This is a genomic window from Pseudomonas sp. B1(2018) (assembly GCF_003097365.1).
GTDB classification, from domain to species: Bacteria; Pseudomonadota; Gammaproteobacteria; order Pseudomonadales; family Pseudomonadaceae; genus Aquipseudomonas; species Aquipseudomonas laurylsulfatiphila.
Genome location: NZ_PYUK01000014.1, coordinates 47,798 through 72,980 on the forward strand (window position 1 = coordinate 47,798; position 25,183 = coordinate 72,980).

Genomic DNA, 25,183 nt, shown 5'->3' on the forward strand with positions numbered 1-25,183 from the left:
CGCATCGATCAGCGGCCGTACAGTCTTCCCCATAAGAACAAATGCCCTACCAAAGGAAAACTGCGATGAAGACTCTACCCGCGCCTCTGCTCGCCAAAATTTCCTGGCGGCTACTCCCGTTTCTCCTGCTGATGTACATCATGGCCTTCCTCGACCGCGCCAACGTCGGGTTTGCCAAGCAAGCCTTCCAAGCCGATACCAACATCAGCGATGCAGCCTTCGCCTTCGGCGCCGGGGTGTTCTTCGTGGGCTACGCGTTGCTTGAAGTGCCGAGCAACCTGATCCTGCACCGCGTCGGCGCCCGCCTGTGGATGTGCCGGATCATGGTCACCTGGGGCCTGGTCTCCGCCGCCATGGTCTTCGCCCACACAGAAACCAGCTTCTACATCCTGCGCTTCCTGCTGGGCGTGGCCGAAGCCGGCTTCTTTCCCGGCGTGATCCTCTACCTCACCTACTGGTTCCCCAGCGCCGTGCGCGGCAAGGCCATGGGCTTCTTCTATTTCGGTGCGCCGCTGGCATTCATCTTTGGCAGTCCGTTGTCCGGCCTGCTGCTGGAACTGGACGGTTTCGCCGGCTTCCACGGCTGGCAGTGGCTGTTTGCCGTTGAAGGCCTGATGGCGACAGCGGTGGGTATCTGGGCCTACTGGTACCTGGACAACCGCCCGGCCGACGCCAAGTGGCTGACCGTCGAAGAACGCCAGCAAGTGCAGACCCTGCTCGATCAGGAAGACAGCCATAAACAGAACCACGGCCGCAGCCTGCTCAACGTCATTTGCCAACCCTCGGTGCTGTACCTGTGCCTGATCTACCTGTTGATCCAGGCCAGCGTCTACGGCGTGGTGTTTTACCTGCCAAGCCAGGTCGGCGGACTGCTGGGGACCAAGGTCGGGCTGATGGTCGGCCTGGTCACGGCGATTCCATGGATTTGCGCATTGCTCGCCGCCTACCTGATCCCCGGCTACAGCGACCGCACCGGTGAACGTCGGCGCACCGCATGCCTGACCTTGCTGATGGCCGCCGCCGGGATCGCCTGCTCGGTGACCTTCAGCAACCCGCTGCTGGGGATCATCGCGCTGTGTTTTGCCGCCTCCGGCTTCATCGCCGTGCAACCGGTGTTCTGGACCTTCCCCTCCAGCTACCTCGCCGGCAGCGCCGCCGCGGCCGGGATCGCCCTGATCAACTCGTTCGGCGCCCTCGGCGGCTTCATCGCCCCCATCCTGAAGAACTGGGCCGAAGGCGCTTTCCATTCACCGGCAGCAGGCTTGTACGTGCTGGCCGTTACCACCGTCATTGCCGCGTTGCTGGTGCTGGGCGTACGCGCGCCCGGCCATGAAGCCTCGAACAAACCGGCCACCGTTTAAACCTGACCGCCGTTTAACAAAAGGAATCACACCATGGGCATTCCAACCATCAAACACGTCCGCGCTTTCACGCTGCGAGGCGGCGGCGCGGATTATCACGACCAGGCCGACGGCCACTGGATCGACGATCACATTGCCACGCCGATGAGCAAATACCCCGAGTACCGCCAGAGCCGCCGCACCTTCGGCATCAACGTACTCGGCACCCTGGTGGTGGAGATCGAGGCGAGCGACGGCACCGTCGGTTTTGCCGTGACCACTGGCGGCGAGCCGGCCGCCTACATTGTCGAGAAGCACCTGGCACGCTTCCTCGAAGGCGCCCGGATCACCGACATCGAAAAAATCTGGGACCAGATGTACCAGTCGACCTTGTATTACGGGCGCAAGGGCATCGTCATCAACACGATCTCCGGCGTCGACCTGGCGCTGTGGGACTTGCTCGGCAAGATCCGCCAGGAGCCCGTGCACCAGTTGCTAGGCGGTGCGGTGCGCGACGAGCTGCAGTTCTACGCCACCGGCGCCCGCCCTGACCTGGCGCAGAAAATGGGCTTCATCGGCGGCAAGATGCCGCTGCACCACGGCCCGGGCGAAGGCGAAGAAGGCCTGCGCAAGAACCTCGAAGAACTGGCGACCATGCGCGAGCGTGTCGGTCCGGACTTCTGGCTGATGCTCGATTGCTGGATGAGCCTGGACCTCAACTACGCCACCAGACTGGCGGTTGGCGCCCACGAATACGGCCTGAAATGGATCGAAGAAGCCCTGCCGCCGGACGATTACTGGGGCTACGCCGCCCTGCGCAACAACGTACCCAAGGGCATGCTGGTCACCACCGGTGAACACGAAGCCACGCGCTGGGGCTTCCGCATGCTGCTGGAGATGGGCTGCTGCGACATCATCCAGCCGGATGTCGGCTGGTGCGGCGGGATCACTGAACTGGTGAAGATCTCGGCCCTGGCCGATGCCCACAACGCGCTGGTCATCCCCCACGGTTCTTCGGTGTACAGCTACCACTTCGTCGCCACCCGGCATAACAGCCCGTTCGCCGAGTTCCTGATGATGGCGCCGAAGGCTGACGAAGTGGTGCCGATGTTCCACCCGCAATTGCTTGGCGAACCGGTGCCGGTCAATGGCCGCATGCGCCTGTCCGCGCTCGACCAGCCGGGTTTCGGCGTGACCCTCAACCCGGAATGCCAACTGCATCGGCCGTATAACCGCTGAGAAAGGAGTTCGTGATGAACATGCCGCACAACACGTTCAAGGCCGCACTGAACAACAGCGAAACCCGGTACGGCATCTGGGCCGGGTTCGCCACCGGCTACGCCGCCGAGATCGTCGCCACCACCGGTTACGACTGGATGCTGATCGATGGCGAGCACGCGCCCAACACCGTGCCCGGCGTACTCGCCCAGTTGCAGGCCGTGGCGCCTTACCCGACCGCGCCAGTGGTGCGCGCGGTGAATGGCGATGCCAACCTGATCAAGCAACTGCTGGATATCGGCGCGCAGACGCTGATGATCCCGATGGTCGAAACCGCTGAGCAGGCACAGACACTGGTGCGCGCCATGCGCTACCCGCCCCACGGCATCCGCGGGGTCGGCGGCGGCCTGACCCGGGCCACGCGCTGGGACGGCGTGCCGGATTACCTGAATACCGCCCACGAACAACTGTGCCTGATCGTGCAGGTGGAATCGCGCACCGGCGTGGAAAACGTCGCCGCAATTGCCGCCGTCGAGGGCGTGGATGCGGTGTTTATCGGGCCGGCGGATTTGTCGATCGGCCTGGGTCATGCCGGTAACCCCGGCCACCCGGAAGTCCAGGAACGGATTCAACACGCCGTGAACGCCACACTGGCGGCCGGCAAGGCCTGCGGGATTCTCGCGCCCAACGAAGAAGACGCCCGCCGCTACCAGCGCTGGGGCTGCCAGTTCATTGCCGTGGCCATCGACATCAGCCTGCTGCGCCAAGGCGCCATGGCCACCCTCGCCCGCTATCGCGAACCTGCCACCACTCAAGCGCCGTCACGCACCTACTGATCTGCCAAGGAGTCGCACCATGTCATCCGTGCCTGTTTACGAAAACTTCATCGACGGCCAGTTCGTGGCCAGTGCTGCCCACCTCGATGTGATCAACCCGGCCACCGGCGCCGTGCTGTCGAAAGTTCCGGCCTCAACCGCCGAGGACGTCGACCGTGCCCTCGCTGCCGCCCGTGCCGCGCAGAAAGACTGGGCGCGCAAACCGGCGAATGACCGCGCCGGCTACTTGCGCCGGATCGCCGCGAAACTGCGGGAAAACGTCTCGCACCTGGCGCGCACCATCACCCTGGAGCAAGGCAAGATCAGCGGGCTGGCGGAAGTCGAAGTCAACTTCACCGCCGACTACCTCGACTACATGGCCGAATGGGCCCGGCGTATCGAAGGTGAAATCATCACCAGCGACCGCCAGAACGAAAACATCTTCCTGTTGCGCAAACCACTGGGCGTGGTGGCCGGGATCCTGCCATGGAATTTCCCCTTCTTCCTGATCGCCCGCAAGATGGCCCCGGCCCTGCTGACCGGTAACACCATCGTCATCAAGCCCAGCGAAGAAACCCCGAACAACTGCTTCGAATTTGCCCGGCTGGTCGCCGAAACCGACCTGCCGCCTGGCGTGTTCAACGTGGTCTGCGGTGACGGCCGAGTCGGCGCGGCACTGAGTTCGCACAAGGGCGTGGACATGATCAGTTTCACCGGCAGCGTCGACACCGGCTCACGAATCATGGCCGCCGCCGCGCCGAACATCACCAAACTCAACCTGGAACTGGGCGGCAAGGCGCCGGCCATTGTGCTGGCGGATGCAGACCTCGACCTGGCGGTCAGGGCGATCCGCGATTCACGGATCATCAACAGCGGCCAGGTGTGCAATTGCGCCGAGCGGGTCTATGTCGAGCGCAAGGTGGCGGATCAGTTCATCGAACGCATCGCGGCGGCCATGAGTGCAACGCGCTATGGCGACCCGATTGCGCAGCCCGATGTAGAGATGGGCCCGCTGATCAACCGCCAGGGGCTGGACAGCGTCAACCGCAAAGTCCGCACCGCATTGAGCCAGGGCGCAAGCCTGATCAGCGGCGGGCAAATAGCCGACCTGCCGAATGGCTTCCACTTCCAGCCCACTGTTTTAGCCGGTTGTCGCGCCGACATGGAGATCATGCGCGAAGAGATTTTCGGGCCAGTGCTGCCGATCCAGATAATCGACGACCTGGACGAAGCCATCGCCCTGGCCAACGACTGCGACTATGGCCTGACTTCGTCGATCTACACCCGTGACCTGAGCAAAACCCTGCAGGCGATGCGCGAGCTGGATTTTGGCGAAACCTACGTCAATCGCGAGAACTTCGAAGCCATGCAAGGTTTCCATGCCGGTGTGCGCAAGTCCGGCATCGGCGGCGCGGATGGCAAGCACGGGCTGTACGAATACACCCATACCCACGCGGTGTATTTGCAAGGCTAAGTGAGGTATTCAGGCGGATTGCCAAATCGCAGAAACAAAAAACCCCGGTCTTTCGACCAGGGTTTTTGCTATCGACTCGAAGTAACCAGTGGTTTCTTCGTAGCTCCAAGGCGTTCAGTGGGCCTCGGGGCAGATATGGCGCAGCGGACGGGACTCGAACCCGCGACCCCCGGCGTGACAGGCCGGTATTCTAACCGACTGAACTACCGCTGCGTATCGCTTTGAGCAGATGCTCAAGTAACTCGTCTGATTGAAAACTCAGTAGCTTTTCAATCTCGAACCAGATGAATCTGACTCGGAAAATATGGCGCAGCGGACGGGACTCGAACCCGCGACCCCCGGCGTGACAGGCCGGTATTCTAACCGACTGAACTACCGCTGCGCGTCGGTGGAGGCATTTCAGCCTACCTCTTGCTTTCGCAAGTATCTCGGGAGTGGTGGGTGATGACGGGATCGAACCGCCGACATTCTGCTTGTAAGGCAGACGCTCTCCCAGCTGAGCTAATCACCCGTTTGCATCTCCGAGGCCGCGAAATTTACGCAGGTAGCGAACCTAAGTCAATAGCAGGATTGAAGTTTTTTTCAAAAACAGCTTTTAGCGGCAAGCTTCGAGCTGCAAGTAAAAGCAAGCATGCATATAGCAGGCACACCACCGTCACGCTTTAACTTGCAGCTTGAAGCTGCCTTTCACTGCTCATAGATCATCTTCTTGGTCATGCCGCCATCGACCACGAACTCCTGGCCAGTGACAAAACCGGCATTCCTCGACAGCAGCCAGGCCACCATCGCCGCCACATCCTCGACCGTCCCTACCCTGCCCGCCGGATGCTGGGCATGATCGGCCTCGGTCAAGGGTTCGGCGCGCCGCACCGAGGGGTCACGCGCATCGATCCAGCCAGGGCTGACGGCATTGACCCGGATCTCCGGGCCAAGGCTGATGGCCAATGCGTGAGTCAGGGCCAACAAGCCGCCCTTGCTCGCCGCATAGGCCTCAGTGTCGGGCTCCGACTGCGCGGCGCGGGTCGAGGCCAGATTGACGATGGCACCGCTGTGAGCGCGCAGGTACGGCGCACAGTGCTTGGCCAACAGCATCGGCCCACTGAGGTTCACCGCCAACACCCGGTTCCAGTGAGCCAGGTCGAGGCTTTCCAGGGTGATGTTGTGCGGATCGGCCACCGCCGCATTGCAGACCAGCGCATCCAGGCGCCCGAACTGGCCGAGCACTTCGGCCACGCCCAGCGCGACTTGCCCCTCGTTGGCGACATCCATGGCGATGAACCAGGCGTTGTCGCCCAGCACTTTCGCCACTTTCGATCCGCGCTCGCGGTCCAGATCCGTCAGCACGACTTGCCAGCCTTCGCTGATCAGCCAGGCCGAAATCCCCAGGCCTATGCCCCGCGCAGCACCGGTCACCAGCGCTACGCGGCCATTGGAGCCGGTGGTCGGCGTAGACAACTCGATCACAACGCAGCCAGGCCGCGCGCCAGGTCGGCTTGCAGGTCCGCCACGTCTTCCAGGCCGACCGCAATGCGGATCAGGCTGTCACGAATGCCCGCCGCTTCACGCTCCTGCGGCGCCAGGCGACCATGGGAGGTGGTGCTCGGATGCGTGATGGTGGTCTTGCTGTCGCCCAGGTTGGCGGTGATCGAAATCAGGCGCGTGGCGTCGATAAAGCGCCAGGCGCCCTCTTTGCCGCCCCTCACCTCAAAACTGACGACCGCACCGAAACCCTTCTGCTGGCGCAGCGCCAGTTCATGCTGCGGATGACTCTTGAGGCCGGCGTAATGGACTTTCTCGATGCCTGCCTGCTGTTCCAGCCACTCGGCCAGTTGCTGGGCGTTGGCACAATGGGCCTTCATCCGCAGGTTCAGGGTCTCCAGGCCCTTGAGGAAGATCCAGGCGTTGAACGGGCTCAGGGTCGGCCCGGCGGTACGCAGGAAGCCAACCACTTCTTTCATCTGCTCGCTGCGACCGGCGACCACACCACCCATGCAACGGCCCTGGCCGTCGATGAACTTGGTGGCCGAGTGCACGACGATGTCCGCGCCCATTTTCAGCGGCTGCTGCAACGCCGGGGTGCAGAAGCAGTTGTCGACCACCAGCATCGCGCCCTTGGTGTGGGCGATTTTCGCCAGTTCGGCAATGTCGACCAACTCGGCCAGCGGGTTGGACGGCGACTCGACGAACAGCAGCTTGGTATTGGACTTGATCGCCGCATCCCAGCCGGACAGATCCGCCAGGGCAACGTAATCGACTTCGATGCCGAAACGCTTGAAGTACTTTTCGAACAGGCTGATGGTCGAGCCGAACACGCTGCGCGACACCAATACGTGATCGCCGGCGCTGCACAGGCTCATCACCACGGCCATGATCGCAGCCATGCCGGTGGCGGTGGCCACGGCTTGTTCGGCGCTTTCCAGAGCGGCGATGCGCTCTTCGAAGGCGCGTACGGTCGGGTTGGTGTAGCGCGAGTAAACGTTGCCCGGCACTTCCCCGGCAAAACGCGCGGCTGCGTCGGCAGCGGTGCGGAATACATAGCTGGAAGTGAAGAACATCGGATCACCGTGTTCGCCTTCCGGCGTACGGTGCTGACCGGCACGTACGGCCAGGGTATCGAACGCTACGCCTTCGAGGTCGCTGTCCAGCCGACCGGCATCCCAATCCTGACTCATGCTGTCACTCCTTTCCCTATTCTCGTAATTTAAAAGCCGGATACAAAACCGGCCCCTCAGGGCCGGTAGAAACTCAGTTGTTGTACAGATCAATGATCGCGCTGACTGCCTGCGTCTTGACCTTGGAGGCATCGTTGCGTGCCTGCTCGATCTTGTTCAGGTAAGCCTCGTCGACGTCGCCAGTGACGTACTGGCCATCGAACACCGCGCAATCGAACTTGTCGATCTTGATCTTGCCGCCACCGACCGCTTCGATCAAGTCAGGCAGGTCCTGATAGATCAGCCAGTCGGCACCGATCAGGTCAGCCACGTCCTGGGTCGAACGGTTGTGCGCGATCAGCTCGTGAGCGCTCGGCATGTCGATGCCGTAGACGTTCGGGTAGCGAACCGCTGGCGCCGCGGAGCAGAAATAGACGTTCTTGGCGCCGGCTTCGCGGGCCATCTGGATGATCTGCTTGCACGTGGTGCCGCGAACGATGGAGTCATCCACCAGCATCACGTTCTTGCCGCGGAATTCCAGTTCGATGGCGTTGAGCTTCTGGCGTACGGATTTTTTCCGCGCGGCCTGGCCCGGCATGATGAAGGTCCGGCCGATGTAGCGGTTCTTCACGAAGCCTTCGCGGAACTTCACGCCCAGGTGGTTCGCCAGCTCCAGCGCGGCGGTGCGGCTGGTGTCCGGAATCGGGATGACCACGTCGATGTCGTGATCCGGACGCTCGCGCAGGATCTTCTCGGCCAGCTTCTCACCCATGCGCAGGCGGGCCTTGTAGACCGACACGCCGTCGATGATCGAATCCGGACGCGCCAGGTAGACGTGTTCGAAGATGCACGGGGTCAGGGACGGGTTGGTCGCGCACTGACGGGTGTACAGCTTGCCCTCTTCAGTGATGTAGACCGCTTCGCCTGGCGCCAGGTCGCGAATCAGGGTGAAGCCCAGCACGTCCAGGGAAACGCTTTCCGAGGCGATCATGTACTCGACGCCTTCGTCGGTGTGACGTTGGCCGAAAACGATCGGGCGGATGCCGTGCGGGTCGCGAAAGCCCACGATGCCGTAGCCGGTAATCATCGCCACGACGGCATAACCACCGACGCAACGGTTGTGCACGTCGGTGACGGCGGCGAACACGTCCTCTTCGGTCGGCTGCAACTTGCCGCGCTGGGCCAGTTCGTGCGCGAACACGTTGAGCAGCACTTCCGAGTCGGAGCTGGTGTTGACGTGGCGCAGGTCAGATTCGTAAATCTCCTTGGCCAGTTGTTCAACGTTGGTCAGGTTACCGTTGTGCGCCAGGGTGATGCCGTAAGGCGAGTTGACGTAAAACGGTTGAGCTTCAGCCGACGTCGAGCTGCCCGCGGTCGGATAACGCACATGGCCAATGCCCATGTGGCCGACCAGGCGCTGCATGTGACGCTGCTGGAACACGTCACGCACCAGGCCGTTATCCTTGCGCAGGAACAACCGGCCATCATGGCTGGTCACGATACCGGCAGCGTCCTGGCCGCGGTGCTGGAGCACGGTTAGCGCGTCATACAGCGCCTGATTGACGTTCGACTTACCGACGATACCGACGATGCCACACATGCGACGCAACCCCTACTTAATGGATCTGAACTGAACAACACTTACTGAGGCGTTTTGGCCGTCGGCAAGAGTTGCTCCTTGAACGGAATATCAGCGGGTACGCTGATTCCGCTGGCAAGCCACTGACTGCTCCACCCGAGGATCAGGTTTTTGGACCAGTCGGCGACCAATAGAAATTTTGGCACGAGCTGTGACTCTTTCCACCACCCGTCCTGCTGTACCGGCCCCAGGCTCAACAGCCCGACGGCGATGACCACCAGCAACCCGCCACGCGCGGCGCCGAAGGCCATGCCGAGGAATCGGTCGGTCCCGGAGAGCCCGGTGACGCGAACCAGTTCGCCGATAAGATAATTGATCATTGCGCCTACGATTAAAGTGGCGACAAACATGATGGCGCAGCCCGTGATTATACGAGCCGATGGCGTTTGAATGTACCCGCCGAGGTACTCGGACAGTGAACCACCGAACATCCAGGCAACGACTCCTGCGATGATCCAGGTCAGCAGCGACAGTGCTTCTTTGACGAAGCCGCGACTCAGACTGATCAATGCGGAGATGGCGACGATTGCTACGATCGCCCAGTCAACCCAGGTAAATGGCACAGTGCAGCCTACAGACGGATAAGGCGGCGCATTTTAGCAGAGCCCATGCTTATCGGTAAGCTGCGATTGTCAGTGCATTTCATATCGGAGCGATAGTTTTAGCCACGTTCCGGCTGAAAGCGCACGACAAACCCCTTCAGGTTCTGCTGGCGGTTCAGCAAATCCCGCAGCCGGTCGGCTTCTGCACGCTCGATCAGCGGCCCGACAAACACCCGGTTTTTGCCGTCGGCGGTCCGGATGTAGGCGTTGTAACCCTGGCTGCGCAGGGTTTTCTGCAGCTTTTCCGCGCTTTCACGGTTCGCCAGGCTGGCCAGTTGCACCGACCAGCTGACCGACAAGCCATTGGCATCGACACGGCTTTGCGTGGTGTCCGGCTTGCCGGGTGCCGCCGTGATGGGCTGGGCAGGCGCGGTTGCAGGCTTGGCGGCCAGCGCCGGCACGGGTGCAGGCGCAGGCGCAGGCGGCGGCGTAACCGGTTTGGCAGCCGGTGCCGGTGCCGGAGCCACCGGCACAGCCGGCACCGCCGATTCCTGCTGGGCGATTTCGTCATCGCTCGGCACGGGCTCCTGGGGCAAGGCTTGCGGCTCAGGCACCGCCACAGGCTCGACCTGCACCTGGGGCAACGCAGGCGCCTGCGGGGCCGCCGGCGCTTCGACCGTCACCTGACGCTGTTCGTCCTGGCGGGAAAACAGCATCGGCAGAAAAATCACCGCCAGCGCGACCAACACCAGGGCGCCAACCATGCGCTGTTTGTATGCCTTATCCAGCAATGCCATTTGCCGCTTCCTCCGTGGAGCGCCGGGCCAGCCATTCAAGGGCCTCGGCGACACAATAAAATGATCCGAACAACAGGATTTCGTCGTCGCTCGTGGCCTGCGCGCACTGCCCTTCCAGGGCGGCCGCTACACTGTTGTAAGACGTGACCGAGGCACCAAGACCCTGCAATGCGTCGTGCAGATCCGCAACCGGACGCGCCCGAGGCGAATCCAGTGGTGCAACAGCCCAGTGCTGGACACTAGCATTCAATTCGCCGACAACACCACCCAGATCCTTGTCCGCCAGCAGCCCGAACACCGCCAGACGCTTGCCGACCGGTGGACGGCTGGCCAGACGCCGGGCCAGATACTCCGCCGCATGCGGGTTATGCCCCACATCCAGCAATAAATTCAAACGCTTGCCCTGCCACTCGAACGCACGGCGATCCAGACGACCGACCACCTTCGTAGCCCGCAGCGCTTCGATAATCTGCGCATCCACCCAAGGCAAGCCAAGCAGCAAGTAAGCCTGCAACGCCACCGCAGCGTTTTCCATCGGCAGGTCGAGCAGCGGCAGGTCGCGCAGCTCGACCGCACGCCCTTGCGCATCGACACCGCGCCATTGCCAGTTGTGATCGGTCACGCCGAGATCAAAATCGCGCCCACGCAGGAAAAACGGGCAGTTGAGCTCGCGCGCCTTGTCCAGCAGGGGTTGTGGAGGATTCAGATCGCCGCAGAGCGCAGGCGCGCCCTGGCGGAAAATCCCGGCCTTCTCAAAGGCCACGGACTCTCGGGTATCCCCCAGGTAATCGGCATGATCGACGCCAATACTGGTGACCAGCGCCATGTCGGCATCCACCACGTTGACCGTGTCCAGACGACCGCCCAGACCGACTTCCAGCACCACCGCATCGAGCCCGGAGTGCTGGAACAGCCAGAACGCCGCCAGGGTGCCCATTTCGAAGTAGGTGAGCGAAGTGTCGCCACGCCCGGCCTCTACCGCAGCAAAGGCCTCGCACAGCTCGGCGTCAGTGGCTTCGACGCCGTTGACCGTTACCCGCTCGTTGTAGCGCAGCAGGTGCGGGGAGTTGTAAACCCCCACTTTCAAGCCCTGGGCCCGCAGCAAGGACGCAACGAACGCGCAGGTGGAACCCTTGCCGTTGGTCCCGGTGACCGTAATCACCCGTGGCGCCGGCTTGCCCAGTCCCATGCGGGACGCTACCTGCTGCGACCGCTCCAGCCCCATGTCGATGGCCGAAGGGTGCAACTGTTCGAGGTAGGCGAGCCATTCGCCAAGGGTACGTTGGGTCATAGGCTGGCAGGTACCGGTGGAACCACGATTGGCTCGATGGGTGCAGCCACGAACTTCGGCGTCGGCAAGCCCATCATTTGCGCCAGCAGGTTGCCCAGGCGCGGACGCAGCTCCTGACGGTCGATGATCATGTCGATGGCACCGTGCTCCAGCAGGAACTCGCTGCGCTGGAAGCCTTCCGGCAGCTTTTCACGCACGGTCTGCTCGATCACACGCGGACCGGCAAAACCGATCAGCGCCTTCGGCTCGCCGACAATCACGTCGCCCAGCATCGCCAGGCTGGCGGAAACGCCGCCGTAGACCGGATCGGTCAGCACGGAGATGAACGGGATGCCTTCTTCGCGCAGACGCGCCAGCACCGCAGAGGTCTTGGCCATCTGCATCAGGGAAATCAGCGCCTCCTGCATCCGCGCACCGCCGGAAGCCGAGAAACAGACCATCGGGCAACGTTTTTCCAGGGCGTAGTTGGCGGCGCGAACGAAACGCTCGCCGACGATGGCACCCATCGAACCGCCCATGAAGGAAAACTCGAACGCAGAAACCACGATCGGCATGCCCAGCAAAGTACCGCTCATCGAAACCAGCGCGTCTTTTTCGCCGGTCTGCTTCTGTGCAGCGGTCAGGCGGTCCTTGTACTTCTTGCCGTCGCGGAATTTCAGACGGTCAACCGGCTCCAGGTCTGCACCCAGTTCGGTACGGCCTTCAACGTCGAGGAAGATGTCGATACGGGCGCGGGCGCCGATACGCATGTGATGGTTGCACTTGGGGCAAACGTCCAGGGTCTTTTCCAACTCCGGACGATACAGCACAGCCTCGCAAGACGGGCATTTGTGCCAAAGACCTTCAGGCACCGAGCTCTTCTTGACCTCGGAACGCATGATCGAAGGGATCAGTTTGTCTACTAACCAGTTGCTCATGCTTTCTTTCTCCAGTACCGGCGGCCCGAACGCTCTGGTTCGCAGCCCCGTGTATGCCCTAGCGCTAAATTCATGTGTGCGGCGATGATCAGTGAATGGCCGGATCAGCGAAACGTGACCTGCGTACCACCCCATGACCCTCAGCCGTTTTGTACAGTGCAGTGGACGGCGGCAGACTGCCAGCCGTCACATCAACAGGTGCTACCGCGTACCGCCTTGATAAATGCCTGAACCTTTGCGTGATCCTTGATGCCCTTGCTCGCCTCTACCCCGCCGCTGACATCCACGGCATAGGGCCGGACGCGGGTTATCGCTTCGGCGACGTTATCCGGCGTCAGGCCGCCGGCCAGAATGATCGGCTTGCTCAAGCCTTGCGGTATCAGTGACCAGTCAAACGCCTCACCGGTTCCTCCGGGAACGCCTTCGACATAGGTGTCGAGCAGGATACCGCTGGCACTGGCATAAGCATCACAGGCCGCGGCGATGTCATCCCCGGCCTTGACCCGCAGCGCCTTGATGTACGGACGGTGCCAGCCTTCACAATCCGCCGCGCTTTCATCGCCGTGAAATTGCAGCAGGTCCAGGGGCACCGCGTCGAGGAGTTCGCCCAGCTCGCAACGGCTCGCATTGACGAACAGGCCCACGGTGGTCACGAACGGCGGCAGTGCCTGGATGATCGAGCGCGCCTGCTGGAACGTCACCGCACGGGGGCTTTTGGCATAGAACACGAATCCGATGGCATCCGCCCCGGCCTCGACGGCTGCCAACGCATCCTCTATGCGGGTAATCCCACAGATCTTGCTGCGAACGGCTGACATGTCGATACAACTCCAAGACAAATCCGGGAAAGTCCCGGATGGTAACAAAAGCGTTCGAGGGCGTCAGCCGCCAAGTTCGGAGAAGCCGGTCAGGAAGTGTGGACCGATGTAACGTTCTGGCAATTCGAACTCGTCACGGTACTCGACCTGCACCAGATACAACCCGAATGGATGCGCGGTCACGCCACCGGTCCGGCGGATCCGGCTCTCCAGCACCTCTTTCATCCACTCCACCGGACGTTCACCGGCGCCAATGGTCATCAGCACGCCGGCGATGTTGCGCACCATGTGGTGCAGGAAGGCGCTGGCGCGAATGTCCAGCACGATCATCTTGCCGTGACGGGTGACACGCAGGTGATGCAGTTCCTTGATCGGCGACTTGGCCTGGCACTGGCCGGCACGGAAAGCACTGAAATCATGGGTGCCGAGCAGGTATTGAGCAGCCTCGGCCATGCGCTCGACGTCCAGCGGGCGGTGGTTCCAGGTCACTTCTTCGTTCAGGTGCGCGGGGCGGATCTGATCGTTGTAGATCACGTAGCGATAGCGCCGGGCGATGGCCTTGAACCGCGCATGGAAGTGCGCCGGCATGACCTTGGCCCAACTGACACTGACGTCGTGGGGCAAGTTGATGTTGGCGCCCATGGTCCAGGCCTTCATCGAACGCTCGACCTGGGTATCGAAATGCACCACCTGTCCGCAGGCATGCACCCCGGCGTCGGTACGCCCGGCGCACATCAGCGAGACGGGCGAGTCGGCGACTTTGGACAAGGCGTTTTCGAGGGTTTCCTGCACGGTGAGCACCCCGGACGCCTGGCGCTGCCAGCCACGGTAGCGCGAGCCTTTGTATTCGACGCCCAGCGCGATCCGGAAAAAGCCGTCGGCTGCCATTTCGGCGGCCGGGTTATCTATATTTGCCAAGGAGGGACAGCCTGATGATGTACCAAAGGCGGGCATTATAAGGCCGCCGGGCGGGGATACCAGAGAGATCTCCTTTGACTGTCGCGGCCTCTTCGCGGGCAAGCCCGCTCCCACAGGTATTGTGAACGCCACAGAACCTTGTGGGAGCGGGCTTGCCCGCGAAGAGGCCACAGCAGACGACATCAATTCATCGCCCAAACAAAAACGGCAGCCTCACCGGGCTGCCGTTCCGTTTACAACTGGACGATCACTCAAGCCAGACGCGAAAGCATCTCCCTGGCTTCGCTCTTCTGCTCGTCACTGCCTTCGCTCACGACCTCATTGAGGATGTCGCGGGCACCGTCGCTGTCCCCCATGTCGATATAGGCCTGCGCCAGATCGAGCTTGGTAGCGGCTTCATCGGTACCCGAGAGGAAGTCGAACTCGTCATCGCCATCCAGTGCGGCATCGGCTTCGGTAAAGGTCGGCTCACCGATGCTGTTGGACAGGCTTTCCAGCTCGGCGTTGACATCATCCAGCTCGGCGGCGAACGTATCCGGCGTGCTCATTTCGTCGGCCAGCGACAGGTCGAAGTCGGCAGGCAGATCCAGATCATCCAGCGCAACGTCAGGAACAGCCGGGGTTTCGGCGACTGGAAAATCCTTCACGCCCTCATCCAGATCCAGCAGGAAATCATCCTCAGCCAACATCGCCGGCGACGGTTGCGCACCGAGATCCAGGTCAAGGTCGAAGTCCGACAGGTCGTCGAGGTTTTCCTTGATTTCGGTCTGTTGCTGCAACACCGACTCAAAACTCAGGTCGTCATCCAGCGGGAATTCGTCCAGGTCCGCCAAAGCCTCCACTTCAGGCTCCGGTACAGGTGCAGGCGCCACAGGCTGGATCGTGTCCAGATCATCCAGACTCAGGTCGAAGGCGCTGTCGAGGTCATCCTCGAACGGTGCCGGCTCTGCTGCTGGCGCTTGCGGCTCATCGAGCAACAGGTCCTTGACGTACTGCGCGTCCAGCTCGGCAGCAACGGCGGCTGCGGCGATGCCACCGGCAGCCACCAGCGCCATGGCCGGGAAGCGGCTTTTGAGCTTTTCCACCTGGGCGAAGTTGTCGCCATTGGCCACCAGCTTGCGCTCCTGGCCGACGAACGCATCGCGATCGCCTTGCTGGCCGTAGACTTCCATCAGCTTCAAGCGCAAATCGCTGCGCTGCGGCTCTCGCTTGACGCCGTCCTCCAGCAACGCGGCAGCCTGGTTCAGGCGACCGCCATCGATGTGCGACTGAGCCTGGCCCAGCACGTCATCGGAACGCTCGGCAGCCGGCGACACCAATGGCGCGGCGATCGGCGTGGTCATCACGACGGGGGCAATGACCGGCGCAGGCGCGGGAGCTGGTGTCGGTGCAGTCGCCAGCTTCACGCTCGGCGACGGAACTTCAAGGCCTTCGAAGCTGCTTTCCGGCAGGTCGAGATCGGCCGAGAACGGCTGTTCTTCGGCCAGGGCACGCGCCATGCGCTGATGCTTCTCGGCAGCTTGCTGGGCTTTGCGGCGGCGCGCCAGCAACAGCAGCAAGAGCAACAGAACGACAGCACCGCCACCCACCAGGCCCAGCAGCACCGGATTGCTCAGCAACTCATTGAATTTCTGATCGTCGGACGCAGCCGGCGTCGCCTCGACAGGTTGCCCGACCGGAGTCGGAGCTGCCTCCGGCGCCGCGGCCACTGGCGCAGAGTCTGCCGGCGCAGGTGCAGCCGGATTGGGCGCCAGCTCGGCCGACATTGCCGGAGCCGTTGCGGTGCCTGGTGCGCCAGTCGCGCCCTCGGCCTGCAACTTGGCCAGTTGATTGTTCTTCAGCTCGATCAGGCGCTGCAGCTTGTCCACCTGGCTTTGCAGGTCGGCCATGCGGCTTTTCAGTTCGGCGTTATCACGACGACTGGAGTCGAGGCTTTCCTGAGTCACCGCCAGCTTGTTGCTGAGGGCCACGGCATCACCAGCAGGCCCTTTGCCACGATTCTTGCCGGACTCGGCAGACACCAGGCTCAGTTTGTCGCTGGCCGCTTGAGCAGGAGCAACATCGCTGCGAGCGCGATGGGTGGCGTCCAGTTGCTGCTGCCCTGCCCCGGGCTTGGCGACATAACGGCGCCCCTGACGCCAGGCCTTGTTCTGCGCAGCCACTTCGGCGATGGCCTTGGGTTGCGGCAGGTTCGTGCTCTGCGCCTGATCCGGCATACGCAACACCTGGCCGGTTTTCAGGCGGTTGATGTTGCCGTCAATGAAGGCGTCCGGGTTCAGCGCCTGAATGGCCAGCATGGTTTGCTGGATCGAACCGCCATTACGCGCCTTCGCGGCGATTTCCCACAAGGTATCGCGCGGCGTGGTGGTGTATTGCGATGGCTTGGTCGCACCGGTGACCGGTGCAGCGACGGTTGAAGTCGGTGCAGGCTGCGCAGCCGCCTCGGCGGTTTGCGACGAGAATTTCGATGGATCGAGCAGCACACTGTAGTCGCGCAGCAAACGGCCGTTCGGCCACATCACCTGGACCAGGAATTTCACCATCGGCTCGGAGAGCGGCTTGCTGGAGGTCACGCGCAGGATGCTTTTGCCGTTGGCGTTAAGCACCGGGGTGAAGGTCAAGTCATTCAGAAACGCCTGGCGGTCGACACCGGCCTTGGCGAAATCTTCCGGCGAAGCCAGGCTCGGCACCAATTCAGCAGCGGTGAGGTCCTTGACATCGAGCAGCTCGATTTCCGCCACCAGCGGCTGGTTGAGCGTCGATTTCAGGGTCAGTTCCCCGAGCCCAAGGGCATGCGCCATACCGGAGGACAGCGCCGAGGCGGCCGCTATTGCTAACACCAGTTTGCGAACTTGAACCATTAGCTCATCCTTAGTTTGAACATTCCTCGGCCAGCGAGAAGATATTGATAGCCGCCGCCGTAAGGCATTGCGTGCTACGACGAAGGTCGTCGCGCGCGATCATTTGATTGATACCCCGCAAAGCCCCGCAGAGTGGCTCGCCTTCAGCGCTCCGCCAAGCATAGGCTCGCGCGGAATCATTCGACAAATTGTTGCAAAGTATCTTTTACAGCAGGTCTTTAATCAACAACTCAGCCAGCTGCACAGCGTTGAGCGCGGCGCCTTTGCGTACGTTATCTGACGTCAGCCACAAATTAAGTTCCGACAGGTCGTCGATACCGTGGCGAACCCGCCCCACGTAGACCACATCCTGCCCTACCGCGTCACCTACGGGGGTCGGGTAATCGCCCGCCTCGACCAGCTCGATGCCGGGCGCGTCTTCCAACGCAGCATTGACTTTGGCCAAATCAATGTCGCTTGCGCACTGCAGGGTCACGCTATAGCTATCGCCAAAAAACACCGGGGCTTGAATGCAAGTGACGGAAATCTTCAATGCAGGCAGCGCCATGACCTGACGCAGCTCACGCACTAGGCGTTTTTCCAGCAGCGTATGACCTTGTTCGTCCGGCTTGCCGACCTGGGCCAACAGGTTGAAGGCCATCTGCCGGTCAAAGAATTTCGGTTCCAGCGGCCGCACATTCAGCAGTTCGGCGGTTTGCCGGGCGAGCTCACTCACGGCTTCACGGCCCTGGGCCGATACCGCCAGGCTGGCGGTCAGGCTGACGCGCTGCAGATCAAGCACATCCATCAGCGGCGCGAGCACCACCGCCAGCGTGGTAGCCGACGGACTGGGAGCGCTGACCAGAAACGGCTTTTTCAAGCCCGCCAACACCTGAGCGTTGGCCTCTGGCACGACCTGCGGCGCCTTATCCGCTGGCAAGGCACCGGACAGATCGATCACCGAGCAACCGGCATCGGTCGCACGGGAAGCAAAACTCAAGGAAACAGCCGGGCCGGCGGCAAAAAATGCCAACTGCACCTTGCTGAAGTCGAACTCATCGACTTCCCGCACCCGCACGTTCTTGCCGCGAAAGGGTACGGAACTGCCGGCCGACTCGCTGCTGGCCAACAGATGAAGGGTGCCGATCGGGAAATCGCGCTCTTCGAGAATCTGCACGAGTGTTTCGCCGACAGTACCGGTGGCGCCGATCACGGCAATATCAATGGACTGGTTCATGGCTTGGCCTCTGGCGAAACGGGGGGAGCGGCACTTTACCGGGTGGTGGGGATGCAGGCAATTCTGCCGGATATTTACGCTGGCTGTACCGGCCCCTTCGCGGGCAAGCCCGCGCCCACAGTGTTCGGTGTCGAGCACAAGGTTTGTGTACACCACTGAAACCTGTGGGAGCGGGCTTGCCCGCGAAGAGGCCGGTACGGGCAACCCATAAACGTCAGACAGTCAGGGATAAAAAAACCCGCGCCTCGTTCAAGGCGCGGGTTCTTTCATTGCATCAGTCGATCAACGCTCGAGCAGGATCCGCAGCATGCGACGCAGCGGTTCGGCCGCGCCCCACAGCAGCTGGTCGCCAACAGTGAACGCGCCGACGAACTGCGAGCCCATGTTCAGTTTGCGCAGACGGCCAACCGGGATGTTCAGGGTGCCGGTGACCTTGTTCGGGCTCAGCTCCTGAATGCTGGTCTCACGGCTGTTCGGCACCAGCTTGACCCAAGGGTTGTGCTGGCTGATCAGCCCTTCGATGTCGGCGATCGGCACGTCTTTGTTCAGCTTGATGGTCAGCGCCTGGCTGTGGCAGCGCATGGCGCCGATGCGCACGCAGATGCCATCGACCGGGATCGGGCTCTTGAAGCGACCGAGGATCTTGTTGGTCTCGGCCTGGGCCTTCCACTCTTCACGGCTTTGACCGTTCGGCAGTTCCTTGTCGATCCACGGGATCAGGCTGCCGGCCAGCGGTACGCCGAAGTTTTCGGTCGGGTACGCGTCGCTGCGCATGGCTTCGGCCACACGACGGTCGATGTCGAGGATCGCGCTGGCCGGATCGGCCAGTTGATCGGCGACAGCAGCGTGGGTCGCGCCCATCTGCTTGATCAGTTCACGCATGTTCTGCGCGCCGGCACCGGAGGCCGCCTGATAGGTCATGGCGCTCATCCATTCCACCAGGCCCGCTTCGAACAGGCCACCGAGGCCCATCAGCATCAGGCTGACGGTGCAGTTGCCGCCGATGTAGTTCTTGGTGCCCGCATCGAGCTGCTGGTCGATGACCTTGCGGTTCACCGGGTCCAGCACGATCACCGCGTCATCCTGCATGCGCAGGCTGGAAGCGGCGTCGATCCAGTAACCCTGCCAGCCGGCTTCGCGCAGCTTGGGGAAGACTTCGCTGGTGTAGTCGCCACCCTGGCAGGTCAGAATCACGTCGAGGGTTTTCAGCTCTTCAATGCTGTAAGCGTCCTTGAGCGGAGCAATGTCCTTGCCCACGGACGGGCCTTGGCCACCGACATTGGAAGTGGTGAAAAACACCGGCTCGATAAGATCGAAATCCTGCTCTTCCAGCATCCGCTGCATGAGCACGGAACCGACCATACCGCGCCAACCGATCAGACCTACACGTTTCATCGCAACTACACCTTCTTGAAATGTGGGCCGCTGCCTTGTCTTGAATTTGGCAGCGGGCCCGAGAGATTACAGATTCCGCAGCGCGGCGACTACTGCGTCACCCATTTCCTGCGTACCGACTTTAGTGCAACCGGCCGACCAGATGTCACCCGTGCGCAAGCCCTGATCGAGCACCAGGCTCACGGCTTTCTCGATGGCGTCGGCGGCAGCCTGCTGATTGAAGCTGTAACGCAGCATCATCGACACCGACAAAATGGTCGCCAGCGGGTTGGCAATGCCCTTGCCCGCGATGTCCGGCGCCGAACCGTGGCACGGCTCGTACATGCCCTTGTTGTTGGTGTCCAGGGACGCCGACGGCAGCATGCCGATGGAACCGGTGAGCATCGACGCCTGGTCGGACAGGATGTCGCCGAACATGTTGTCGGTGACGATCACGTCGAACTGCTTCGGTGCACGCACCAGTTGCATGGCGGCGTTGTCGACGTACATGTGGCTCAGCTCGACTTCAGGATAATCCTTGGCCACTTGCTCGACCACTTCACGCCACAACTGGCTGGACGCCAGTACGTTGGCCTTGTCCACCGAGCACAGCTTCTTGCCGCGGACCATGGCCATGTCGAAGCCGACACGGGCGATGCGACGGATTTCGCTTTCGCTGTACGGCAGGGTGTCGTAGGACTGACGCTCACCGTTTTCCAGGGTACGGGTGCCGCGTGGTGCGCCGAAGTAGATGCCGCCGGTCAGTTCGCGAACGATCAGGATGTCCAGCCCGGAAACGATTTCCGGCTTCAGGCTGGAAGCCTCGGCCAGTTGCGGGTACAGGATCGCCGGACGCAGGTTGCCGAACAGGCCCAGTTGCGCGCGGATTTTCAACAGGCCGCGCTCAGGGCGGATGTCACGCTCGATGGTGTCCCATTTCGGGCCGCCGACCGCACCCAGCAACACGGCATCGGCCGCACGGGCACGTTCCAGGGTTTCATCGGCCAAAGGCACGCCGTGCTTGTCGATGGCCGCGCCACCGATCACGTCGTGGCTCAGCTCGAAGCCCAGAGAGAACTTGTCACTGGCCAGCTCCAGGACCTTGACCGCTTCGGCCATGATTTCCGGGCCAATACCGTCACCTGGGAGAATCAGAATCTGCTTGCTCATGCTTTCCTCATGTCATCAGTCGGTGCACCCTGGGGTGCTCCCGGAAAAATTCTATCGCTCGGCCATCAATACCAGCACATCGGTACTGAACGAACCATCGGCCTCAATCTCAAAATATTCGCGCACTTCATGACCCATCGACTGCTGCAACTGGCGGATCGCCGCGCGCATCACTTCAGGGGTGCGCATGCGTTCGACCCAGCTGTTGTACTCCAGACGCAAGCGCTGACGGGTGGTACTGCGGGTGTGCAGCCCCGCCTCGCTGACCTGGCGCAGCCACTCACCGGCGGAATAATCGCGCACATGGCTGGTGTCGCGCAGCACTTCGACGCTTTGCAGGTAAGTGTCGAACAACGGACTGCCCGGTGACAACACGTCGACAAATGCCGCCACGCCACCCGGCTTCAACACCCGCCGCACTTCCCGCAGGGCCACGCCCAGATCGCTCCAATGGTGCGCCGAATAGCGGCTGAAGACGAAATCGAATTCGCCATCGGCGAACGGCAGGCGCTCGGCGGCACCGTTGACCGTGGACACGTTGTTCAAGCCCCGCTCAGCAGCGGCAGCCGTCACCACATCGAGCATCTGTTGCGACAGGTCGTACGCCACCACCTCTTTCACCAATGAGGCTACGTGAAAGCTCACGTGGCCTGCGCCGCAACCGAGGTCCAGCACCCGGGCATCGCCCTGCCCCGCCAGTTCAGCCTGTAGCAGTGCGAATTCAGTGCCTTGAGCGTGAACGGCGCTGCTCAGGTAGGCCGAGGCCTGTTCACCGAATTGCTTTTGGACTACCTGGCTGTGCTGGGCGGTGCTGGTCATGGGGACTTCCTTTTTTGGGGTTTAGTCTTGTGTTGCCTGGTCGGGCCTCATCGCTGGCAAGCCAGCTCCCACAGTGATATGCGCCGTTCACAAAACCTGTGGGAGCTGGCTTGCCAGCGATAGCGTCATCACGCCTTATGCAAAATCACGCATCGCGAAACAACCACGGCTGGCTCGCACGGTGCTTGGCTTCAAACGCTGCAATCGCATCGCCGTCCTGCAAAGTCAGGCCGATATCGTCCAGGCCGTTGAGCAGGCAGTGTTTGCGGAACGCATCGATTTCAAAGCTCAACACCTTGCCGTCAGGACGGGTCACGGTCTGGGCTTGCAGATCGACCTGCAACTGATAACCCGGATTGGCCTCGACCTGCTGGAACAGTTCGTCGACTTCAGCATCGCTCAGGATGATCGGCAGCAAGCCGTTCTTGAAGCTGTTGTTGAAGAAGATGTCGGCATAGCTCGGCGCGATGATGCTGCGGAAACCGTACTCTTCCAGCGCCCACGGCGCGTGTTCACGGCTGGAGCCGCAACCGAAGTTCTCACGGGCCAGCAACACGCTGGCGCCCTGGTAACGCTCGGCATTGAGGACGAAGTCCTTGTTCAGCGGACGCTTGGAGTTGTCCTGGTACGGCTGCCCCACATCCAGGTAACGCCATTCATCGAACAGGTTCGGACCAAAACCGGTGCGCTTGATCGACTTCAAGAACTGCTTCGGAATGATCTGGTCGGTGTCGACGTTGGCACGATCCAAAGGCGCGACAAGTCCAGTGTGCTGGGTAAAAGCTTTCATGCTGCGCTCCTTAAATCAATTCACGGACGTCGACGAAACGACCGTTTACGGCAGCGGCCGCGGCCATGGCCGGGCTGACGAGGTGGGTACGACCACCGGCACCCTGACGGCCTTCGAAGTTACGGTTGGAGGTCGAGGCGCAATGCTCGCCACTTTCCAAACGGTCCGGGTTCATCGCCAGGCACATCGAGCAACCCGGCTCACGCCATTCGAAACCGGCTTCGAGGAAAATCTTGTCCAGGCCTTCCGATTCGGCCTGAGCCTTCACCAGGCCCGAGCCCGGAACGACGATGGCCTGTTTGATGGTCGAGGCCACTTTGCGGCCCTTGGCGATCACCGCGGCGGCGCGCAGGTCTTCGATCCGCGAGTTGGTGCAGGAACCGATGAACACGCGGTCGAGCTGAATGTCGGTGATCGCCTGGTTGGCGGTCAAACCCATGTATTTCAACGCGCGGACGATGGAGTCACGCTTGACCAGGTCCATTTCCTTCGCAGGATCCGGCACGTTCTGGTCGACCGCCAGGACCATTTCCGGCGAGGTGCCCCAGCTGACTTGCGGCTTGATTTGCGTCGCGTCGAGCTCGACCACGGTGTCGAAACTGGCGTCGGTGTCAGACACCAGGTCTTTCCAGGCTTCGACGGCCAGGTCCCACTCCGCGCCTTTCGGCGCGAACGGACGACCCTTGACGTACTCCACAGTTTTTTCGTCTGCAGCCACCAGGCCTACGCGGGCGCCGGCTTCGATGGCCATGTTGCAGATGGTCATGCGGCCTTCCACGGACAGGTCGCGAATCGCACTGCCAGCGAATTCGATAGCGTGGCCGTTACCGCCGGCGGTGCCGATCTTGCCGATCACGGCGAGGACGATGTCCTTGGCGGTCACGCCGAACGGCAATTGGCCTTCGACGCGTACCAGCATGTTTTTCATTTTCTTGGCAACCAGGCACTGGGTGGCGAGCACATGCTCGACCTCGGAAGTGCCGATACCGTGGGCCAATGCGCCGAATGCGCCGTGGGTCGAGGTATGGGAGTCGCCGCAGACTACGGTCATGCCCGGCAATGTGGCGCCCTGCTCCGGGCCGATGACGTGGACGATGCCCTGGCGAACGTCGTTCATCTTGAATTCGACAATGCCGTATTCATCGCAGTTGTCATCCAGGGTCTGGACTTGCAGGCGCGAGACTTGGTCAACGATGGCGTCGATGCCGCCCTTGCGCTCCGGGGTGGTCGGTACGTTGTGGTCCGGGGTCGCGATGTTGGCATCGATGCGCCATGGCTTGCGCCCGGCCAGACGCAGGCCTTCAAAGGCTTGCGGCGAAGTCACTTCGTGGATGATGTGACGGTCGATGTAGATCAGCGCAGAGCCATCGTCGCGCTGCTTGACCAAATGCGAATCCCAGAGCTTGTCGTAGAGCGTTTTGCCGGCCATCAGACGGTTTCCTCATCAGCTTGTTTCTATGCCCTGGGTCTTGAGCGATTCAATAACCCCTTGGCTTGTGAGGTCGATCCTATGGGGTTACATTAAATAACTCAAATTCATATTTTTTATGCTTTGGATAACCAACTGGAATACGAACATGGATCTGGCCAACCTCAATGCTTTTATTGCCATTGCCGAGACCGGAAGTTTCTCCGGTGCAGGTGAACGGCTGCACCTGACCCAGCCGGCCATCAGCAAGCGCATCGCCGGACTGGAGCAGCAATTGAAGGTTCGGCTGTTCGATCGCCTGGGTCGTGAAGTGGGCCTGACCGAGGCCGGGCGCGCCCTGCTGCCGCGGGCCTATCAGATTCTCAATGTGCTGGATGATACGCGCCGCGCCCTGACCAACCTCACCGGCGAAGTGACCGGCCGTCTGACCCTGGCCACCAGTCACCACATCGGCCTGCACCGCCTGCCACCCTTATTAAGGGAGTTCACCCGACGCTACCCGCAAGTGGCGCTGGATATTCAGTTCCTCGATTCGGAAGTGGCCTACGAGGAAATTCTCCATGGCCGCGCCGAACTGGCGGTCATCACCCTCGCACCGGAGCCCCACACACTGGTCAAGGCCACGCCGGTGTGGGACGACCCGCTGGATTTCGTGGTCGCCCCGGAGCATTCACTGCTCAACAACGGCAAGGTCAGCCTGGCGGACATCGCCCGACACCCGGCGGTATTCCCCGGCGGCAACACCTTTACCCACCACATCGTGCAACGGCTGTTCGAAGCCCAGGGCCTGACGCCCAACATCGCCATGAGTACCAACTACCTGGAAACCATCAAGATGATGGTCTCGATCGGCCTGGCCTGGAGTGTCTTGCCGCGCACCATGCTCGATGACCAGGTGGCGCGCATACCTTTGCCGGGCATACAGCTCACTCGCCAGCTAGGCTATATCCTGCACACGGAAAGGACGCTGTCGAATGCTGCGCGGGCCTTCATGGCCTTGCTGGACGCTCAACTCGATCTGCCAGGGACTCAAGGCTAACTTGTGCTACTCCTATAGAGCCGCGAATACCTGCAACAAACGCCCAACACCAGCCCAAGGCTTGC

21 protein-coding genes and 3 tRNA genes are annotated in these 25,183 nt (G+C 61.8%); 5 read left to right on the forward strand and 19 right to left on the reverse strand.

Going from position 1 to position 25,183, the window contains the following annotated elements:
• The first annotated feature begins 65 nt into the window (after positions 1 to 65).
• Genes C9422_RS21260 through aldA form a run of 4 tightly spaced genes read left to right on the forward strand, consistent with a single transcriptional unit; the run spans position 66 to position 4,847 of the window.
• Complete coding sequence (locus tag C9422_RS21260) at positions 66 to 1,361, forward strand: MFS transporter (protein ID WP_108230009.1); 1,296 nt, start codon at positions 66 to 68, stop codon at positions 1,359 to 1,361.
• 33 nt (positions 1,362 to 1,394) lie between these two features.
• Positions 1,395 to 2,579, forward strand: a complete 1,185-nt coding sequence (gene rhmD, locus C9422_RS21265; protein WP_116582030.1) for an L-rhamnonate dehydratase — start codon at positions 1,395 to 1,397, stop codon at positions 2,577 to 2,579.
• 14 nt (positions 2,580 to 2,593) lie between these two features.
• Positions 2,594 to 3,394: an aldolase/citrate lyase family protein gene (locus C9422_RS21270; RefSeq protein WP_116582031.1), complete on the forward strand. Its 801-nt coding sequence runs from the start codon at positions 2,594 to 2,596 to the stop codon at positions 3,392 to 3,394.
• 19 nt (positions 3,395 to 3,413) lie between these two features.
• A complete protein-coding gene (gene aldA, locus C9422_RS21275) occupies positions 3,414 to 4,847 on the forward strand; it encodes an aldehyde dehydrogenase (RefSeq protein ID WP_116582032.1) in 1,434 nt (477 codons plus the stop codon).
• A gap of 136 nt (positions 4,848 to 4,983) precedes the next feature.
• On the opposite strand, the gene C9422_RS21280 is transcribed toward aldA, so the two are convergent.
• From C9422_RS21280 to leuC, 19 genes are all read right to left on the reverse strand, one after another.
• Positions 4,984 to 5,060 (reverse strand) — tRNA-Asp (locus C9422_RS21280).
• A gap of 92 nt (positions 5,061 to 5,152) precedes the next feature.
• Positions 5,153 to 5,229: transfer RNA gene (locus tag C9422_RS21285), tRNA-Asp, on the reverse strand.
• 53 nt (positions 5,230 to 5,282) lie between these two features.
• Positions 5,283 to 5,358: transfer RNA gene (locus tag C9422_RS21290), tRNA-Val, on the reverse strand.
• Positions 5,359 to 5,534: 176 nt separating this feature from the next.
• Positions 5,535 to 6,311 (reverse strand): SDR family oxidoreductase, encoded by a 777-nt coding sequence (locus C9422_RS21295; RefSeq protein WP_116582033.1) that lies wholly within the window; start codon positions 6,309 to 6,311, stop codon positions 5,535 to 5,537.
• Complete coding sequence (locus tag C9422_RS21300; protein ID WP_116582034.1) at positions 6,308 to 7,519, reverse strand: O-succinylhomoserine sulfhydrylase; 1,212 nt, start codon at positions 7,517 to 7,519, stop codon at positions 6,308 to 6,310. The genes C9422_RS21295 and C9422_RS21300 overlap by 4 nt, the downstream gene beginning before the upstream one ends.
• 73 nt (positions 7,520 to 7,592) lie before the next feature.
• Positions 7,593 to 9,098 carry an amidophosphoribosyltransferase gene (gene purF / locus C9422_RS21305; RefSeq protein WP_007975670.1) on the reverse strand — a complete coding sequence of 502 codons (1,506 nt, stop codon included), beginning with the start codon at positions 9,096 to 9,098 and terminating at the stop codon, positions 7,593 to 7,595.
• Between the two features lie 41 nt (positions 9,099 to 9,139).
• On the reverse strand, positions 9,140 to 9,700 hold the full coding sequence (locus C9422_RS21310) for a CvpA family protein (protein ID WP_056722189.1): 561 nt from the start codon (positions 9,698 to 9,700) through the stop codon (positions 9,140 to 9,142).
• A 98-nt stretch (positions 9,701 to 9,798) separates the two neighbouring features.
• Positions 9,799 to 10,476, reverse strand: a complete 678-nt coding sequence (locus tag C9422_RS21315) for an SPOR domain-containing protein (RefSeq protein ID WP_116582035.1) — start codon at positions 10,474 to 10,476, stop codon at positions 9,799 to 9,801.
• Positions 10,460 to 11,767, reverse strand: coding sequence for a bifunctional tetrahydrofolate synthase/dihydrofolate synthase (gene folC, locus C9422_RS21320; protein WP_116582036.1), 1,308 nt, complete (start codon positions 11,765 to 11,767; stop codon positions 10,460 to 10,462). The genes C9422_RS21315 and folC overlap by 17 nt, the downstream gene beginning before the upstream one ends.
• Positions 11,764 to 12,684 (reverse strand): acetyl-CoA carboxylase, carboxyltransferase subunit beta, encoded by a 921-nt coding sequence (accD, locus tag C9422_RS21325; protein ID WP_007975665.1) that lies wholly within the window; start codon positions 12,682 to 12,684, stop codon positions 11,764 to 11,766. The genes folC and accD overlap by 4 nt, the downstream gene beginning before the upstream one ends.
• Before the next feature lie 191 nt (positions 12,685 to 12,875).
• Complete coding sequence (locus C9422_RS21330; protein ID WP_007975664.1) at positions 12,876 to 13,502, reverse strand: phosphoribosylanthranilate isomerase; 627 nt, start codon at positions 13,500 to 13,502, stop codon at positions 12,876 to 12,878.
• A 63-nt stretch (positions 13,503 to 13,565) separates the two neighbouring features.
• The gene (truA, locus tag C9422_RS21335; RefSeq protein WP_032829430.1) at positions 13,566 to 14,390 is read right to left on the reverse strand and encodes a tRNA pseudouridine(38-40) synthase TruA; all 825 of its coding nucleotides are present in this window, start codon (positions 14,388 to 14,390) and stop codon (positions 13,566 to 13,568) included.
• A 281-nt stretch (positions 14,391 to 14,671) separates the two neighbouring features.
• Positions 14,672 to 17,281 carry a FimV/HubP family polar landmark protein gene (locus C9422_RS21340; RefSeq protein ID WP_116582037.1) on the reverse strand — a complete coding sequence of 870 codons (2,610 nt, stop codon included), beginning with the start codon at positions 17,279 to 17,281 and terminating at the stop codon, positions 14,672 to 14,674.
• Between the two features lie 205 nt (positions 17,282 to 17,486).
• Entirely contained in the window at positions 17,487 to 18,497 is a 1,011-nt protein-coding gene (locus C9422_RS21345) for an aspartate-semialdehyde dehydrogenase (protein WP_116582038.1), read from the reverse strand.
• A 282-nt stretch (positions 18,498 to 18,779) separates the two neighbouring features.
• Complete coding sequence (asd, locus tag C9422_RS21350) at positions 18,780 to 19,892, reverse strand: aspartate-semialdehyde dehydrogenase (RefSeq protein WP_007975660.1); 1,113 nt, start codon at positions 19,890 to 19,892, stop codon at positions 18,780 to 18,782.
• Positions 19,893 to 19,958: 66 nt separating this feature from the next.
• On the reverse strand, positions 19,959 to 21,041 hold the full coding sequence (leuB, locus tag C9422_RS21355) for a 3-isopropylmalate dehydrogenase (protein WP_007975659.1): 1,083 nt from the start codon (positions 21,039 to 21,041) through the stop codon (positions 19,959 to 19,961).
• Positions 21,042 to 21,092: 51 nt separating this feature from the next.
• Positions 21,093 to 21,860, reverse strand: a complete 768-nt coding sequence (locus C9422_RS21360; RefSeq protein ID WP_116582039.1) for a class I SAM-dependent methyltransferase — start codon at positions 21,858 to 21,860, stop codon at positions 21,093 to 21,095.
• A 145-nt stretch (positions 21,861 to 22,005) separates the two neighbouring features.
• The gene (gene leuD / locus C9422_RS21365) at positions 22,006 to 22,650 is read right to left on the reverse strand and encodes a 3-isopropylmalate dehydratase small subunit (RefSeq protein WP_015095895.1); all 645 of its coding nucleotides are present in this window, start codon (positions 22,648 to 22,650) and stop codon (positions 22,006 to 22,008) included.
• 10 nt (positions 22,651 to 22,660) lie between these two features.
• Positions 22,661 to 24,079, reverse strand: coding sequence for a 3-isopropylmalate dehydratase large subunit (gene leuC / locus C9422_RS21370; RefSeq protein ID WP_116582040.1), 1,419 nt, complete (start codon positions 24,077 to 24,079; stop codon positions 22,661 to 22,663).
• Positions 24,080 to 24,227: 148 nt separating this feature from the next.
• Between leuC and C9422_RS21375 the strand changes: the two genes are divergently transcribed.
• The gene (locus C9422_RS21375; RefSeq protein WP_007975654.1) at positions 24,228 to 25,118 is read left to right on the forward strand and encodes a LysR family transcriptional regulator; all 891 of its coding nucleotides are present in this window, start codon (positions 24,228 to 24,230) and stop codon (positions 25,116 to 25,118) included.
• The last annotated feature ends 65 nt before the right edge of the window (positions 25,119 to 25,183 follow it).

Bases quoted from the DNA above. Each gene is read 5' to 3' on its own strand.
- asd (WP_007975660.1), bottom strand. From the start codon at position 19,892: ATGAAACGTGTAGGTCTGATCGGTTGGCGCGGTATGGTCGGTTCCGTG.
- C9422_RS21340 (WP_116582037.1), bottom strand. From the start codon at position 17,281: ATGGTTCAAGTTCGCAAACTGGTGTTAGCAATAGCGGCCGCCTCGGCG.
- C9422_RS21270 (WP_116582031.1), top strand. From the start codon at position 2,594: ATGAACATGCCGCACAACACGTTCAAGGCCGCACTGAACAACAGCGAA.
- leuD (WP_015095895.1), bottom strand. From the start codon at position 22,650: ATGAAAGCTTTTACCCAGCACACTGGACTTGTCGCGCCTTTGGATCGT.
- leuC (WP_116582040.1), bottom strand. From the start codon at position 24,079: ATGGCCGGCAAAACGCTCTACGACAAGCTCTGGGATTCGCATTTGGTC.
- C9422_RS21375 (WP_007975654.1), top strand. From the start codon at position 24,228: ATGGATCTGGCCAACCTCAATGCTTTTATTGCCATTGCCGAGACCGGA.
- C9422_RS21260 (WP_108230009.1), top strand. From the start codon at position 66: ATGAAGACTCTACCCGCGCCTCTGCTCGCCAAAATTTCCTGGCGGCTA.
- C9422_RS21360 (WP_116582039.1), bottom strand. From the start codon at position 21,860: ATGACCAGCACCGCCCAGCACAGCCAGGTAGTCCAAAAGCAATTCGGT.
- truA (WP_032829430.1), bottom strand. From the start codon at position 14,390: ATGGCAGCCGACGGCTTTTTCCGGATCGCGCTGGGCGTCGAATACAAA.
- accD (WP_007975665.1), bottom strand. From the start codon at position 12,684: ATGAGCAACTGGTTAGTAGACAAACTGATCCCTTCGATCATGCGTTCC.
- leuB (WP_007975659.1), bottom strand. From the start codon at position 21,041: ATGAGCAAGCAGATTCTGATTCTCCCAGGTGACGGTATTGGCCCGGAA.
- C9422_RS21315 (WP_116582035.1), bottom strand. From the start codon at position 10,476: ATGGCATTGCTGGATAAGGCATACAAACAGCGCATGGTTGGCGCCCTG.
- C9422_RS21300 (WP_116582034.1), bottom strand. From the start codon at position 7,519: ATGAGTCAGGATTGGGATGCCGGTCGGCTGGACAGCGACCTCGAAGGC.
- C9422_RS21330 (WP_007975664.1), bottom strand. From the start codon at position 13,502: ATGTCAGCCGTTCGCAGCAAGATCTGTGGGATTACCCGCATAGAGGAT.
- aldA (WP_116582032.1), top strand. From the start codon at position 3,414: ATGTCATCCGTGCCTGTTTACGAAAACTTCATCGACGGCCAGTTCGTG.
- C9422_RS21345 (WP_116582038.1), bottom strand. From the start codon at position 18,497: ATGAACCAGTCCATTGATATTGCCGTGATCGGCGCCACCGGTACTGTC.
- folC (WP_116582036.1), bottom strand. From the start codon at position 11,767: ATGACCCAACGTACCCTTGGCGAATGGCTCGCCTACCTCGAACAGTTG.
- rhmD (WP_116582030.1), top strand. From the start codon at position 1,395: ATGGGCATTCCAACCATCAAACACGTCCGCGCTTTCACGCTGCGAGGC.
- purF (WP_007975670.1), bottom strand. From the start codon at position 9,098: ATGTGTGGCATCGTCGGTATCGTCGGTAAGTCGAACGTCAATCAGGCG.